The following is a 13,671-nucleotide window of genomic DNA, read 5'->3' as shown; positions in this document are numbered from 1 at the left end:
GCGGTGGTGCGCCAGCACGTCAACCCCCTCTCGCGGGTGCACCAGCAACCTCTTTTGCTCCCACCGCTGATCGAGCTGTTTGCGCGCCCCGAGCTGCCGCTCCACCTCGACATCGGCAGCGCCCGTGGCCGCTTCCTGCTGGCGATGGCGCCACTTCAGCCTGAGTGGAACTTTCTTGGCGTCGAAATCCGCCGGCCGCTGGTGGAGGCCGCCGAGCGAGATCGCCAGGCGCAGGCCAGCAGCAATCTGCGCTTCCTCTTCTGCAACGCCAACGTGAGCCTGCTGAGCTGGCTGCGGAACCTGCCTGCCGGGTCGCTGCAGCGGGTGACGATCCAGTTCCCCGACCCCTGGTTCAAGAGCCGGCACCACAAGCGACGGGTGCTGCAGGCCGATCTGCTGCAGGCCCTGGCCGCGTCCATGCCTGACGGGGGTGAGCTGTTTCTGCAGAGCGATGTGAAAGCGGTGATCGAGCCGATGGTGGCGCTCACCGAAGCCGGCGGCTGGTTCCTGCGTCCCCCGGAGGATGGGCGCCCCTGGCGGGGTGACAACCCACTGCCTGTGGCGACGGAGCGGGAGCGAATCGTGCTCAGCCAGGGGCTGCCGGTGTACCGGGTGCTCTACCGGCGCGGTAGTCAGCCCTGCCTCCATCCCCAGCCACCCCTGGAGTCGAGGGCCGAGGCCGCCCATAATCCGTCGGCCAGCCCCGCCGGCAGCTGATGTCCGCCCCCACCACCCCCGCAGCAGCAGCTGAGGGCACCGGCGCCACGGAGCGCGAACCGCGGGTGCCCTGGCTGCTGCGCTGGCAGGGCCTGTTCGCCTCATCGGCCGCGGGACCCCTGGCCAGACATCTGCCGCTGCTGGCCGGGCTGGTGCTATGCGCTCTGATGGCGGGGCTGCCGCTGGTCACCAGGGCCGGGCTGAGCCTGCTGATTCTCTCCAGCGGACTGCTCTGGTTGATCTGGGCCCTCTGCACCCCCGCCGGCCGCATCGGCCCGATCAGCGGCTGGCTTCTGGTGATGCTGGTGGTGGCGGTTCTGGCCACCGGCTTCTCGCCCGTACCCAGAGCCGCGGCCAATGGGCTGCTCAAACTGCTGAGCTACCTGGGCGTCTATGCCCTGATGCGCCAGCTGCTCGCCACCGCTCCACCCTGGTGGGACCGGATCGTGTCGGCCCTGCTGGGCGGTTCGTTGATCACAGCTGTGATCGGCATCCGCCAGCTCTACGGCGACAGCTCCGCCCTGGCCCGCTGGTCGGATCCGAACTCGGTTGCGGAGGGCACGGTGCGGATCTACAGCACCCTCGACAACCCCAACCTGCTGGCTGGCTATCTGCTGCCGATCCTGCCCCTGACGGGGGTGGCCCTGCTGCGCTGGCGGCGCCCATTGCCTCGTCTCTTTGCCCTCTCGGCGCTGCTGAGCGGTGCGGTGGCCTTGCTGCTCACCTACAGCCGTGGCGGCTGGATGGGGATGGTGGCGGCCCTGGGCAGCCTCGCCCTGCTGCTGGCACTGCGGGCCAGCCGCCACTGGTCGCCCCTGCTGCGCCGATTGTTTCCGCTGCTGCTGCTGCTGGGCGGTGGCCTGGTGCTGGTGCTGGCCGTGAGCCAGATCGAGCCCCTGCGGGTCAGGGTCATGAGCCTGGTGGCGGGCCGGGAGGACAGCTCCAACAACTTCCGCATCAACGTCTGGATGGCGGCGCTGCAGATGGTCCAGGACCGCCCCTGGCTTGGCATCGGCCCCGGCAACACGGCCTTCAACCTGATCTATCCGCTGTATCAGCAACCGAAGTTCAACGCCCTCAGCGCCTACTCGATCCCCCTGGAGCTGGCCGTGGAGGGGGGCATCCCCGGTCTGCTGGCGGGCCTCGGCCTGCTGCAGTCAAGCCTGCGGCAGGGCTGGGCCCAGCTCAGGCGCGATCATCCCCAGGTGCTCCCGGCCCTTGGGGCGCTGGCGGCCATCCTGGGCCTCTGTGTCCAGGGCCTCACCGACACGATCTTCTTCCGCCCGGAAGTACAGCTCACGGGCTGGCTCTGCCTCGCCACTCTGGCCACCCTGCCAGGGGCGGCGGATGACTGAACCGGTTCTGCTGGCGGGCTTCGATGCCGGCCAGACCCACACCACCTGCCGGCTGGCCCTGCGCCGCAGCGACGGCAGCCTGCAGGTGCTGGCTGAAGGCGAGGGGCCCGGCGTGAGCCACCTGGCCGCTGCCGCTGGCGAGGAGCTCTTCACCGCCGCCCTGACCATCAGCCTGGAGCGGGCCCGCGCCACCGCAACCCACACGGGCGAAGGCCTTGCGCTGTCCAGCTCACTCCAGGCGGCCGCGGTGGGCGCCAGCGGCATCGAACAAGGCAGCGCGGTGCAGCAGCTCGGCACGGCCCTGGCCGCCGCAGCCCTGGGCCTGCCGCTGCAGCGGGTGCTGGTGAACGGTGATGAGCGCACCGCCCTGCACGGAGCCTTCGGCGGCAGAGCCGGCATCGTGGTGATCAGCGGCACCGGCTGCATCGCCCTGGGCCGGAACGCCCAGGGCGATGAACACCGCTGCGGGGGTTGGGGCTGGCTGCTGGATCGCTCCGGCTCCGCCTGCGACATCGGCCGCGACGCCCTGTCCCTCTCCCTGGAAATGGCCGATGGGCGTCACCCCGACACGGGCCTGCGGGCGAGCCTGTGGAGCGCCTTGAATCTGGATCCCTCCGACCCGCAGGCGGGGCAGCGGATCAAGGCGATGGTGGTGGAGCCCGGCTTCGGAGCCGCCGGTTTCGCACGGCTGGCTCCGGAGGTGAATGCTCTGGCGGAAGCGGAGGATCCCAACGCCATCGAGGTGATGGAGCGCTCGGCCCTAAGCCTGGTGGAGCTGGTGGCTGGCGTGGCCAGGACCCTGGGCCTCGAAGACGGCGATGTCTGCGGCCTGGGCGGGGCCCTGGTTCACCTCAGCCGGCTCAGCAGCGCCTATCAGCGCCGCCTGAAGCTGGTATTGCCGCAGGCACGGCTGGTGCACCCCCGCGGAGATGCCTGCCAGGGAGCCTTGCAACTGGCCGGTCATCTTTTGGAGAAGGAGCCGGTGCTCAGTTCCGGTTGAGGTGAGCTGCGGCCAGGGCAGCCAGGTGCGACGACCAGTGATCGACCGCCTCCTGCTCCGCCGCCTCCACCATCACCCGCAGCAGCGGTTCGGTGCCGCTGGCCCGCACCAGCACCCGACCGCTGCCTGCCATGGCCGTCTCGGCCTGCTCGACGGCCTGGCGCAGGGGGTCGCAGCGCTGCCACTGCTGGCGGCGGTTGCGGTCGGGAACGATGACGTTGACGAGGGCCTGGGGGTAGGGCTGAAAACTGGCTTCCATCCAGTCGGCCAGAGAGCCGGCGCCGTTGTGGATCAACGTGGCCACCTGCAGAGCGGTGAGCAGCCCATCGCCGCTCATGCCGTGCTGGGCCGAGAGGATGTGGCCCGACTGCTCTCCGCCCAGGCCGGCCCCGCTCGCTTCCATGGCGGCATGCACGTGCTGATCGCCCACATCGGTGCGCTGCAGCAATCCGCCCCTGGCCTGCCAGGCACGCTCAAAGCCCAGATTCGACATCACAGTGGCCACCAGCAGTCGGCCGGGAAGTTCGCCGGTCTCCAGCAGGGCACCACCCCAGAGATAGAGCACCTGGTCACCGTCTACGACCCGGCCCTTGCCGTCCACCGCCATCATGCGATCGGCGTCGCCATCGAAGGCAAAGCCCATCTGGGCCCCGGATTGCAGCACCGCCTGGCGCAGGGCCTCCAGGTGGGTGCTTCCGCACGACACATTGATCCGCCCCCCGTCGGGTTCGCCGTGCAGCACGATCAGGTCCGCCCCAAGGGCCCTGAACACCGCGGCCCCGCAGGCGGTGGCTGAGCCCCAGCAGAGATCCAGCACGATGCGGCAGCCATCAAGGCGCCGCCCGCCAACGCTGGCGATCAACGCCTCGCGGTAACCCTCGAGCAGATCCTCCCGCTGATGAGCCGGGCCACAGCTGCGGAGGCCGCTCTGAGCCGTGTCCTGGATCGTGGCGGCCTCCTTTCCGCGCAGACCTGCCTCGATCGCCGCCTGCAGGGTTCGATCGATCTTGTCGCCGGCGGGCCCGAACACCTTGATGCCGTTGTCACCGGGAGGGTTGTGGCTGGCGGAGACCATCAGGCCACCGGCAGCACCGACCCGGCGGATCGTGCCGGGCACGGCCGGGGTGGGGCAGAGCCCCAGATTCCACACCTCCCGCCCGGCGGCGGTCAACCCGGCGGTGAGAGCGGCGGCCAGCATGGGGCCACTGTGGCGGGAGTCCATGCCGATCAGCACGGGGCGCTCGGGCGGGAGCACACGACCACACCAGTAGCCCATCTGAAGGGCCAGCAACGGTGTGATCAGGCTGCCCACCTCGCCGCGGATGCCATCGGTGCCGAAACCGGTGCACCCCTCCCCGAGAGGTGCACCGATGGGGGAAGAAGCCAGCTCCAGCATCAGGGGGGACAGGAAGAAAATCAGGCTAAGCCGATGGGCTGCATGCACCTCAGCGCCAGCGCCTCGGCCACCAGGCCCAGCGCAGCAGCTCCACGACCGCCCACAGCAGCAGTCCGCCCACCATCCATCCCGGCAGCCAGCGCATGGGCCCCAGCGGACGCAGCAGATAGGCCACCATCGCCACCCCGAGCGCCAACAGGGCCCGACGGCGCCCTGCCGCACCCGGAAGGGTGGTCAACCACCGGGGCCAGGGGACTGCCATAGGCCTGACACGCAGAGGCGAACCCCAGAATGCCAAAGCCTCAGCGGCCGCCCCGCCCTGTCCGTGCCGAAACCATTCCCTGCCGGCCGCCGCGGGCCGCTGACCCTCGCCATCACCGTGGCGGGCAGCACCGGACTCCTGCTGCTGGGGCGCGCGCTGCTGCTGCAACGGCCCCTGCCCACCCCCGACACCTCAGCCCTCAGCCTGGAGCGGATCCGTCGCTGGGACCCCGATCCCGAGCGGCGCCGGGAGGCCAGCCTGCTGCTGCTGCCCGCCACCAGCACCGACGATCCCTCCCGCCAAAATCAGCTGCTGCAGGGTCAGGGCTGGGGACCAGGCCCGCTGGCCCCTGTGGCGCTGAAACGCGCAGCCCTGGCCCGTGAAGCCCAGGGTCTGCCGGCCAAGTCCGAGTGGAAGGAGCTGCTGCATCGTTTCCCCCAGGCGCCCCCCAGCGCAGACGCGCTGTATGCCCTCGGCCGTGAGAACCCTCACCAGCGACTGGAGCTGCTGCGCCGGTTCCCGGCCCACCCCGCCGCCCTGGCCGCCGCCCTGGAGCTGGGTCCCAAGCCCGCCCAGCGCCAGCAGGGGGCCCTACATCTCGCCCGCTGGGGTCCGCGCTGGCCAGGCGCGGGCGAGCGACTGCGCCAGATCTGCGCCCGCCCGGCCGCCCCACTCACCAGCGCCCAACGAGGCACTCTGGCGGCGGGCCTGGCCGGGCTCGGGGATGGCAGCAGCAGCCTGAGCTGTCTGGGATCGGGGCGGGCCGAGCCCGACCAGGAGCTGGCGATCGGCCGCGCTCTCCTGCGGGGCGACCCCGCCGAGACCCGGGCAGGGGTGGCACGCCTGCTGGCCCTGAGCAAAGGCGACAGCCAGGAGCCCGAGGCCCTTGAGGCCGTGCGTCTGCTGGCCCAGACCCCCGCGCCCGCGGTCACCCAAGCCCAGTTGCTCCAGCTGCCTGAGCCCCTGCGCCGGAGCGCGCCGGTGCAGGCCCGTGTGGTGCTGGATACCGGTGGCGACTGGCGACGGGTGCTGCAGCGCTGGCCAGGGGATCCCGCCAGCTGGGACCTGCAGTGGGACCTGGCCCGCTCCGCCCTGCTCAAGGGACAGACCGGTGAGGCCCTGGCGCTGCTGCAGGCTCTGCCTGCAGCCAATCTGCCGCCGCCGCTGGCGGTGCGCCAGTTGTTCTGGCTGGGCATGGTCCAGCAGCAGCTGGGGGAGCAGGCCTCCGCCCGCAGCAGCTGGCAGGCGGTGCTGCGACGCTTGCCCTGGAGCTACTACGCCTGGCGCAGCCGGGTCCAGCTGGGCGAGCAACCCGATCTCCTGCTGACCGCCAGCGGCGCCATCGCTCTGCCGGAGGACCCATGGTGGCCCCTGGAGAGTGGTCAGCCCCAGCTCGACCAGCTCTGGCGCCTGGGCCTCAATCTGGAAGCCTGGGAGCACTGGCGGCAGGAGCGCCCAGCGGCGACCCCCGGCTCCCCCCAGGAGCTGACCCTGGAGGGACGTCTGCGGCAGGGAGTCGGCGACGACTGGACCGGCCTCGGCCAGCTGGATGAGGCGAACCTGCGCTGGGCCGGAGGCGACTGCCAAGCCACCCTGCCCCTGCAGCGGGCGCTGCTGCCGGTCCGCCACGGCGAGGCCTTCAGCGCCGCAGCGGCCCGCCATGGGCTGGACCCCACCCTGCTGCTCGCCGTCGCCAGGCAGGAATCACGCTTCACCCCCGGGGTGGGATCAGTTGCAGGAGCCATCGGCCTCCTGCAACTGATGCCGGAGACGGCAGCGGAGCTGGCTGGGGGAGCGGTCAGCGGCGATCAGCTGCGCGAGCCCGCCTTCAATGCCGAGCTGGGGGCGATGTACCTCAACCAGCTGCTAACCCTCTGGAAGGGCGATCCTTTTCTGGCGATCGCCAGCTACAACGCAGGTCCTGGCGCGGTGGCCGGCTGGCTCGACGCCCGGCTCCAGACCAACCCGGAGCTCTGGGTGGAGGCGATTCCATACCCGGAAACCCGGCTTTACGTGAAGAAGGTGCTCGGCAACCTCTGGGGCTACCAGGAGAAGCCGAGGCGAGCCTGCTGAAGCGGTCTAAGGCGTCAGGTCCCTGGCAATGTTCCCAGCAGCCCACCCAGCTGCAACTCCCGGCCGATCCAGATGCCGAGCATCACATAGCCCGAGAGCGAGAAGGCCGTGAACAGGGGTGACGGAACCACCCGGATACGGGTGAGATCCAGACGGGCGAGCAGCACCGCCGTGGCCAGGATCACCACATCGGTGAGGGCACTGAGGTGCAGCAGGTAGAGGCCAGCAACCGTGACCAGAAACAGGCTGACGATCAGGGTGATCACCCGGCTGGCGGCCATCAGCATCGAGAGCTGACGCAGCAGCAGATCGGGCAGCGAGGCCACCACCACCACCAACAGGGCCTGCAGGCATTCCGCCGTCCAGTACAGGCCGTGGACCGGATCCTGCTCAGGGTTCCCAAGGCCCTGGACCGGAGCGTTCACCACCCAATGGACACCCAGGTAGATGCTCACCAGCAGGAGCAGCAGCAGGAACGGCGCCCGCAGGGGCAGCAGGGCCAGGCGCAGTATGCCAGCGATCACGCCGCTCATCTTGCCTCCAGCACCAGATCGATGGCATCCACGGGACAGCTGGGAATGCACTGCTCACAGACCAGGCAGTGCTGGGCCCTGAACTCCAGCCGCCAGGCCGGCGGGCGGCTGAGCAGGGCACCACTGGGGCAGACACTGGCGCAGATGCCGCAATCAACGCAACGGCTGCGGTCGATGCGGATCTCACCGGGAGCGCGATCGAGACCCAGGCCAAGATCCTCAAGCCACTGCTCGGCGGCATCGAGCTCGTCGATGTCGCCAGAGAGCTCCACCACCATGGTGCCGCTCTGGTTGGGAGCGATCTGGGCTCGCAGGATCTTGGCGGCGATGTCGAAATCCACAGCGAGCCGGTAGGTGATCGGGTGATGCACCGTGTCGCGCGGGAAGTGGATGGTGAGGCGACGCTTCACCGCAGCCAGGGAAAGAACCCCATCGTATCGAGGCTTTTCAGGCCGGAGTTCTGGGCCTCGATCCCGGCAGCCCCGCCAGAGCTGCCAGAGTGCCTTCGGTTAAGGCCCCCTGCGCGCCGCGATGACTCTGCCCAACCACGCAGCTGAAGAGGGCTCACCCCTTGGGCGGCGCGAACGCATGATTCTTGCTGCCCTGGCCGCCGCCCTGGCACTGCTGCTGTTCGGGTTGCGCGGGGGCCTGCAGCCCCAGGCGCCGCTGGAGCAGCTGGCGCGGCGTTCGCCGGAATTGCCGTTTGCCCTCGCCAGCGGTCGGCCCACCATCGTGGAGTTCTATGCCGACTGGTGCGAAGCCTGCCGCTCTATGGCCCCGGCGATGGCAGCTCTCGAGAGTGAGCACCGCGGCGACCTCAACGTGGTGCTGCTGAATGTGGACAATCCTCGCTGGAGTCCGGAAATCGATCGCTACTCCGTCAACGGCATCCCCCAGCTGGAACTATTCGACCGCGGTGGCCGCTCGATCGGACGCTCCCTGGGGGCCCGCAGCCGCCCCGAGCTGGCCACGATCATGACTGCACTGATCGAGGAGACACCTCTGCCGCTGCTTGCGGGCGTCGGCAGCCTCTCGCCCCTGACGGGCGGCGAGGCGCTGGCCGCTGGCCAGGCCGCACCGGCCCAGACCGGCCCCCGCAGCCACGGTTGAATCCACCGCCACCATCCCCCTGCCCTGCTGCCCCATGGACCGCTTCCGGGTCGAGCTGATCGCCGCCACCCCCAACCCCCAGCAATGCGTCTATGCAGCCATGCATCAGGACTACAGCGAGGGGTTCGTCGCGGCCGACCGCACCGAGTGGCCAGATGAACGCACGGCTGGTGAGATCTGCGTGAAGCGCCTGCTCTCCGGCGAGCGCGGCCACTACGGCCCGTTGGAGCATGCCCAGATCGTGCTCAACGTCGGCTGGTTTCCCCACTCCGTGATGCAGCAGGCACGCACCCATCGAGTCGGTGTCAGTTTCGATGTGCAATCAATGCGTTACACCGGAGATCGCATCTGCAAGGCCGCCGACGGGAGCCTTGATCTCGAGGAGGTGTTCTATCTGCGTCCGATCGGCGACTACAGCGATCGCCAGGGCAAGAAGTACAGCTACGACAGTGCCCAGCGGAGCCTGGATCTGGAGCTGTGCCGCAAGGCCGCCGAGCGCTACCGCGACCTGCTGGCCGCCGGTTTCGCCGAGGAACATGCCCGCGGCATTCTCCCCTTTGACTACCGCCAGCACTTCGTGGTGAGCTTCAGCCTGCGCGCATTCCTGCATTTTCTCGACCTGCGCGCCAAGCTGGACGCACAGCTGGAGATCCGGCAGCTCTGTGATCTGCTGTGGCCCCATCTGGAATCGTGGGCTCCGGAGATCGCCACCTGGTACAGCCGCTCCCGCCTGCACAAGGCGCGTCTCGCCCCCTGACCACACCTGCGCCTGCAAGCCCCTCTGCAAGCCTTGCAATGCCCTCGTTGCCCCTGCTGCTGCTTCTGTTGCTTATTGCCCCTGCAGCCCGCAGCCAGATGCTGATCGACGCGGCGGGGGCAGCTGCGATCCAGGGAGGCCTGCAGGGCGGCGCCGCCCCGGGCTACACCAACCTGCTGCGCTCAGTCGAGGCAAGGATGCAAGGCCTGGGCGCCGGCAGCGGCAGCGATCCCTTCGGCATGCTCTCGCCAGCGGGGAGAGCCGCTTCAGGAGATCCGGCGCCTGGAACTCAGGGGTCGCCGATGGCAGGCGGCTCTGCCGTGCCGGGCGGCTCTGCCGTGCCGGGCGCCGATACCGTCTTTGTCGTGAATGGTCGGGTGATTCGCCTCTGCCCGAGTGGGCTGCCCTGCATCGGCCAGGTGCGCCGGGCCATGGGGATGCGCTGATTCAGATCCTGGCGAGCGTGACTCTCTCCGGCTGATGCTGATACTTGCCGGCGCGATCCTGGTACGTGGTGTCGCAGGGATCCCCTTCGAAGAACAGCAACTGGGTGATGCCCTCATTGGCGTAGATCCGGCAGTCAGCACCGGATGAGTTGCTGAATTCAAGGGTGAGATGACCCTCCCAGCCGGCCTCAGCCGGAGTGGTGTTCACGATGATGCCCAGCCGGGCATAGGTGCTCTTGCCAAGGCAGATCACGGTGATCGTGGGGGGAACCCTCAGTTTCTCCAGGGCCACACCCAGGCCGTAGGAATGGGCCGGCAGGATGAAGTAGTCACCGTCGTCGTCGTGGTGCAGGGGGGCGGGCTCCAGGTTGTCGGGATTGAACCGCTTCGGGTTCATCACCGTGCCGGGTACGTGGCGGAAGATCAGGAATTCCCGCGGCGAGAGGCGCAGGTCGTAGCCGTAGGAGGAACAGCCGAAGCTCAGGACCGGCCGTGACGAGGTATCCGGCTCCAGATGCCGCACCAGGGTGGGCTGGAAGGGCTGGATCATCCCTTCCGCCGCCAGGGCGTTGATCCAGCGGTCGTTCTTCAGCACGGGGCACCTCCCCGCCGCAGCTGGGTGACCTGATCGGCCATGGCCAGCAGTTCCAGGGGGATGGACGGACCCGTGAGAATCACATCCAGGTGGGCCGGCCGTTGCTCCAGGGTGCTGATCACCTCCTCGGCGGCAAGAAAGCCCAGCTCGATCGCCAGCCCCAGTTCATCGAGCACCATCAGCTCCACAGCAGCCCCCAGCAACTGGTCGCGACTGAAAGCCCACACCTCCTGCACGGCGGCATGCACGAGCTCGGGCTCCAGGTCAGCAGGCTGGGTGAGACAGGAGGGCACAGCAGGGCGCAACCACTGCAGCCGGCCACAGAGCCTGAGGCTGTGCTCGGGCCCCTGGTCGACCCCACCCTTGAGAAACTGGCTGATCAGCACCCGGCTGCCCAGTCCGGCGCTGCGCAGGGCCTGGCTGAACACACCGCCGAAACTGCCGCGGAAAGGGGCGGTGTGCACTTGCAGCAACCCTTCGGGCCTTGCGAGCACAGGCAAGGAGCGGGCCTGCACCGGTCGGGGAATTCCAACGGCACGCAGGGGATGACGCGACTCGGTGGAGGCGTTGCGCAGGCTGGCCGTCATCAACACCCCAAGGGAAGCGCGAAACCGAATGTAGCGGCGTCCGGGCCGCCAGCAAGGTTCAGCCACCATCCCTAGCGCGAACACCCGTACTGCACCCATGGGCCAGGCCTGGCCAGACCTGTGTGGATGCGATTCATTGGTGTCGATCACTACATGGCGCGCCATGGGCGATCCTTAGCTTCCATTTCACACCTGCTCCGCCGAAATATGGTTGGCGCGATGCGCGGATTCAGTCGCACCGGCGGCCCATCAACTCCGGCCCCCGTCGGCCTCGCCGCTGCCGCCAACGGAGCCAGCACACTCCTCGATGTGATGCGCGGCCTGAGCGGCTGCGTGATCGAAACCGTTGAGCGGGGAAAGACAATTTTTTTCCCCGGTGATCCGGCAGAGCGGGTCTATCTGCTGCGTCGTGGAGCAGTGCGGCTCTCGCGGGTATACGAATCGGGGGAAGAAATCACCGTGGCCCTGCTGCGGGAAAACAGCCTGTTCGGGGTGCTCTCCCTGCTCACCGGCCAGCGATCGGATCGCTTCTACCACGCTGTGGCCTTCACCCGGGTGGAGCTGGTGGCGGCTCCAGCGGGTTCGGTGCGGCGGGCGATCGAGCAGGATTCCAGTGTGGGGCTGCTGCTCCTGCAGGGACTCTCCTCGCGGATCCTGCAGACCGAGACAATGATCGAAACCCTGACCCACCGGGACATGTCGTCGCGGCTGGTGAGTTTTCTGCTGGTGCTCTGCCGTGATTTCGGCGTTCCCGGCAGCGAAGGCATCACGATCGACCTACGTCTCTCCCATCAGGCGATCGCCGAAGCGATCGGCTCCACCCGGGTGACGATCACCCGCCTGCTGGGCGATCTGCGCCAGGCAGGGCTGGTGCAGATCGATCGCAAGAAGATCACGGTCTTCGATCCGGTCGCCCTGGCCAAGCGCTTCAGCTGAACCGGTTGCCACCGCGGCTGATACTGGACGCTCACGCACGGCGCTGTGTCCGGCTGGCTGCTGATTCTGGCCCTCCTGGCCCTCGGAGGGCTGTTAGCCACCCTGGGGGATCGGCTGGGCAGCCGGGTGGGCAAGGCCAGGCTCAGTCTGTTCAACCTGCGGCCTCGAAACACGGCCGTGCTGATCACGGTGCTCACGGGCAGCCTGATCAGCGCCGTCTCCCTCGGCCTGATGCTGGCCGTGAGCGAACGCTTGCGCGTCGGCCTGTTCGAACTCGACGCCCTGCAGGCAAGGCTGCTTGAGAGCCGCAACACCCTGCGCCGCAGCGAGCGGAACCTGCGCAGCAGCCTGCAGGAACAGGCCCGAGTGGAAGCAGCCCTGCAACGGGCCCGCCGCGACCGGGAGCAGACCCGTCGTCAGCTCACCGCCGCCGAGATCCAGGCGCGTCAGTTGCGCGGCGAACTCAAACCTCTGCAGGCCCAGCAACAGCAACTGCTGGCCCAGCTTGACCGCCTCAACCGGGACATCCGCGCCAGGGACCAGGACATACGCACAACCGAAACGGAACTGGCCCGGGTGCGCGGCCTGATCACAGCCGGCGAAACCGAACTCAAGGGACTGGAGGAAAAACTGATCGCCCTGCGCCGCGGCGATGTGGTGATCAGCAGCGGACAACCCCTCGCCAGCGCCAAGGTGAACCCCCGCAACGCAACCGAAGCCAACGCAGCGATCGTGGCCCTGCTGCGTCAGGCCAATCTCAATGCCTTCCAGCGAGTGCTGCCCACAGAAGCCCCCAACCGCCAGATCCTGCTGGTGCCACGCCAGGACATCGCCACCCTTGAATCACGGATTTCCCGAGGTGGGCCCTGGGTGGTAAGCATCCTCTCGGCCGCCAACGTGCTGCGCGGCGAGGACCAGGTGCTGGGCTTCCCCGACCTCAGACCCAACCGCCAGGTGCTGCAACGGGGCGATCTGATGGCCTCCACGGTGCTGGAGGGCAATGAACGCTCCAGCGAGCAGGTGCGCAACCGCCTCAACCTGCTGCTGGCGGCTTCCTTCGCCAAGGCCCAGCGCCAGGGCTCGATTGCCGACGGAGTCCAATTCGACGTGGCCAGCTTCAACCGGCTGGGGCGGGAACTGAGCGAGCGCCCCCCCGGACAGACCGTGACCCTCGAGGCTGTGGCGCTCCGCGACGCGGAAACCCCCGACCCGCTGGTGATCGAACTGCGCCTGAGCGCAGTCCTCACCGAGCCGCGGCTGGAGCGGCAGGGTCCTGGGCGGCCATGACCCGCCCAGTTGCTCAGACTCTGCCGAGCCACGGTGCCCTGGCCGGGCTCGACCCGGGGCGCAGCAAATGCGGCCTGGTGCGCACCGACGTGGACCGGCAGCTGCTGCTCGAAACCCTGGTGATCGCTCCTGAGCAGGCCTGGGGCCGCCTGGAGGGCTGGCTGCTGCGGGGGGAGGTGGTGGCTGTGATCCTCGGCAATGGCACCGGCAGCGGCGGCTGGCGGCGACGGCTGGCGCCGCTGGTGCCCGTGCTGCTGGTGGAGGAGCACGGTTCAACCCTTGCCGCGAGGCAACGCTTCTGGGAGCTCCACCCCGCCCGCGGCTGGCGCCGGCTGTTGCCCCGTGGCCTGCGCCAGCCACCCCGTGACTGGGACGATGTGGTGGCCCAGCTGCTGCTGGAGCGGCTGCTGGGCCACCCCCTGTCGACGGCACCGGAGGCGCACAGAAACGTCCCAGATAGAAGCGTCTCTGACGCTGAGCGTGGGCAGCCCTAGGGAAGCTCTGATCAAGACGGCTTAATCCAAGCAACCCAGTCTCATTCTCGACAATGAGACGATCCTGAGCAAATTTTGCCTGCTTTTCGCTCACAGCAGTACCCACAAAGATGTCCAGTCAGT

Annotated in this window: 16 protein-coding genes; 10 read left to right on the top strand and 6 right to left on the bottom strand. The window is 68.7% G+C overall.

All coding sequences use genetic code 11. The features are described from left to right. The first annotated feature begins 6 nt into the window (after nt 1–6). Genes trmB through KBY93_RS08285 form a run of 3 tightly spaced genes read left to right on the top strand, consistent with a single transcriptional unit; the run spans nt 7 to nt 3,072 of the window. Nucleotides 7–717, top strand: coding sequence for a tRNA (guanosine(46)-N7)-methyltransferase TrmB (trmB, locus tag KBY93_RS08295; RefSeq protein WP_255093834.1), 711 nt, complete (start codon nt 7–9; stop codon nt 715–717). Next, nucleotides 717–2,072, top strand: coding sequence for an IctB family putative bicarbonate transporter (locus tag KBY93_RS08290; protein WP_255093833.1), 1,356 nt, complete (start codon nt 717–719; stop codon nt 2,070–2,072). Before trmB ends, KBY93_RS08290 begins: the two co-directional genes overlap by 1 nt. Then, entirely contained in the window at nt 2,065–3,072 is a 1,008-nt protein-coding gene (locus KBY93_RS08285; RefSeq protein WP_255093832.1) for an N-acetylglucosamine kinase, read from the top strand. The genes KBY93_RS08290 and KBY93_RS08285 overlap by 8 nt, the downstream gene beginning before the upstream one ends. On the opposite strand, the gene glmM is transcribed toward KBY93_RS08285, so the two are convergent. Together glmM and KBY93_RS08275 are read right to left on the bottom strand one after the other, a co-directional pair. Further along, on the bottom strand, nt 3,059–4,468 hold the full coding sequence (glmM, locus tag KBY93_RS08280) for a phosphoglucosamine mutase (protein WP_255093928.1): 1,410 nt from the start codon (nt 4,466–4,468) through the stop codon (nt 3,059–3,061). The genes KBY93_RS08285 and glmM overlap by 14 nt on opposite strands. A gap of 49 nt (nt 4,469–4,517) precedes the next feature. Beyond that, nucleotides 4,518–4,706, bottom strand: coding sequence for a hypothetical protein (locus tag KBY93_RS08275; protein WP_255093831.1), 189 nt, complete (start codon nt 4,704–4,706; stop codon nt 4,518–4,520). Nucleotides 4,707–4,793: 87 nt separating this feature from the next. Here KBY93_RS08275 and KBY93_RS08270 point away from each other — a divergent pair, with 87 nt between their 5' ends. After that, nucleotides 4,794–6,803, top strand: coding sequence for a lytic transglycosylase domain-containing protein (locus KBY93_RS08270; protein WP_255093829.1), 2,010 nt, complete (start codon nt 4,794–4,796; stop codon nt 6,801–6,803). Nucleotides 6,804–6,817: 14 nt separating this feature from the next. On the opposite strand, the gene KBY93_RS08265 is transcribed toward KBY93_RS08270, so the two are convergent. Both KBY93_RS08265 and KBY93_RS08260 read right to left on the bottom strand, forming a co-directional pair. Then, nucleotides 6,818–7,336, bottom strand: coding sequence for a hypothetical protein (locus tag KBY93_RS08265; protein WP_255093828.1), 519 nt, complete (start codon nt 7,334–7,336; stop codon nt 6,818–6,820). Continuing rightward, nucleotides 7,333–7,746, bottom strand: coding sequence for an NIL domain-containing protein (locus tag KBY93_RS08260; RefSeq protein WP_255093827.1), 414 nt, complete (start codon nt 7,744–7,746; stop codon nt 7,333–7,335). The genes KBY93_RS08265 and KBY93_RS08260 overlap by 4 nt, the downstream gene beginning before the upstream one ends. A gap of 121 nt (nt 7,747–7,867) precedes the next feature. Here KBY93_RS08260 and KBY93_RS08255 point away from each other — a divergent pair, with 121 nt between their 5' ends. The 3 genes from KBY93_RS08255 to KBY93_RS08245 are packed head-to-tail and all read left to right on the top strand — an operon-like array spanning nt 7,868 to nt 9,649. Then, nucleotides 7,868–8,446 (top strand): thioredoxin domain-containing protein, encoded by a 579-nt coding sequence (locus KBY93_RS08255; protein WP_255093825.1) that lies wholly within the window; start codon nt 7,868–7,870, stop codon nt 8,444–8,446. Between the two features lie 34 nt (nt 8,447–8,480). Next, on the top strand, nt 8,481–9,203 hold the full coding sequence (gene thyX / locus KBY93_RS08250; protein WP_255093823.1) for an FAD-dependent thymidylate synthase: 723 nt from the start codon (nt 8,481–8,483) through the stop codon (nt 9,201–9,203). A 38-nt stretch (nt 9,204–9,241) separates the two neighbouring features. After that, nucleotides 9,242–9,649, top strand: a complete 408-nt coding sequence (locus tag KBY93_RS08245) for a hypothetical protein (RefSeq protein WP_255093822.1) — start codon at nt 9,242–9,244, stop codon at nt 9,647–9,649. Between the two features lies 1 nt (nt 9,650). On the opposite strand, the gene dcd is transcribed toward KBY93_RS08245, so the two are convergent. After that, complete coding sequence (dcd, locus tag KBY93_RS08240) at nt 9,651–10,244, bottom strand: dCTP deaminase (protein ID WP_255093821.1); 594 nt, start codon at nt 10,242–10,244, stop codon at nt 9,651–9,653. Then, nucleotides 10,238–10,831 carry a cob(I)yrinic acid a,c-diamide adenosyltransferase gene (locus tag KBY93_RS08235; RefSeq protein WP_255093820.1) on the bottom strand — a complete coding sequence of 198 codons (594 nt, stop codon included), beginning with the start codon at nt 10,829–10,831 and terminating at the stop codon, nt 10,238–10,240. The genes dcd and KBY93_RS08235 overlap by 7 nt, the downstream gene beginning before the upstream one ends. A gap of 207 nt (nt 10,832–11,038) precedes the next feature. Between KBY93_RS08235 and ntcA the strand changes: the two genes are divergently transcribed. Genes ntcA through KBY93_RS08220 form a run of 3 tightly spaced genes read left to right on the top strand, consistent with a single transcriptional unit; the run spans nt 11,039 to nt 13,548 of the window. Next, nucleotides 11,039–11,767: a global nitrogen regulator NtcA gene (gene ntcA, locus KBY93_RS08230; RefSeq protein ID WP_255093818.1), complete on the top strand. Its 729-nt coding sequence runs from the start codon at nt 11,039–11,041 to the stop codon at nt 11,765–11,767. A 45-nt stretch (nt 11,768–11,812) separates the two neighbouring features. Then, nucleotides 11,813–13,054: a DUF3084 domain-containing protein gene (locus KBY93_RS08225; RefSeq protein WP_255093816.1), complete on the top strand. Its 1,242-nt coding sequence runs from the start codon at nt 11,813–11,815 to the stop codon at nt 13,052–13,054. Continuing rightward, a complete protein-coding gene (locus KBY93_RS08220) occupies nt 13,051–13,548 on the top strand; it encodes a resolvase (RefSeq protein ID WP_255093814.1) in 498 nt (165 codons plus the stop codon). The genes KBY93_RS08225 and KBY93_RS08220 overlap by 4 nt, the downstream gene beginning before the upstream one ends. Nucleotides 13,549–13,671: the final 123 nt, after the last annotated feature.

The sequence above is a fragment of the Synechococcus sp. J7-Johnson genome, from assembly GCF_024345795.1.
Taxonomy (GTDB): domain Bacteria; phylum Cyanobacteriota; class Cyanobacteriia; order PCC-6307; family Cyanobiaceae; genus Regnicoccus_A.
Note: the sequence above shows the minus strand (reverse complement) of the source record. Positions and strands in the feature narration are given on the sequence as shown.

Bases quoted from the DNA above. Each gene is read 5' to 3' on its own strand.
- thyX (WP_255093823.1), top strand. From the start codon at position 8,481: ATGGACCGCTTCCGGGTCGAGCTGATCGCCGCCACCCCCAACCCCCAG.
- ntcA (WP_255093818.1), top strand. From the start codon at position 11,039: ATGGTTGGCGCGATGCGCGGATTCAGTCGCACCGGCGGCCCATCAACT.
- KBY93_RS08235 (WP_255093820.1), bottom strand. From the start codon at position 10,831: ATGACGGCCAGCCTGCGCAACGCCTCCACCGAGTCGCGTCATCCCCTG.
- KBY93_RS08285 (WP_255093832.1), top strand. From the start codon at position 2,065: ATGACTGAACCGGTTCTGCTGGCGGGCTTCGATGCCGGCCAGACCCAC.
- KBY93_RS08265 (WP_255093828.1), bottom strand. From the start codon at position 7,336: ATGAGCGGCGTGATCGCTGGCATACTGCGCCTGGCCCTGCTGCCCCTG.
- KBY93_RS08255 (WP_255093825.1), top strand. From the start codon at position 7,868: ATGACTCTGCCCAACCACGCAGCTGAAGAGGGCTCACCCCTTGGGCGG.
- KBY93_RS08220 (WP_255093814.1), top strand. From the start codon at position 13,051: ATGACCCGCCCAGTTGCTCAGACTCTGCCGAGCCACGGTGCCCTGGCC.
- KBY93_RS08245 (WP_255093822.1), top strand. From the start codon at position 9,242: ATGCCCTCGTTGCCCCTGCTGCTGCTTCTGTTGCTTATTGCCCCTGCA.
- KBY93_RS08290 (WP_255093833.1), top strand. From the start codon at position 717: ATGTCCGCCCCCACCACCCCCGCAGCAGCAGCTGAGGGCACCGGCGCC.
- glmM (WP_255093928.1), bottom strand. From the start codon at position 4,468: ATGCTGGAGCTGGCTTCTTCCCCCATCGGTGCACCTCTCGGGGAGGGG.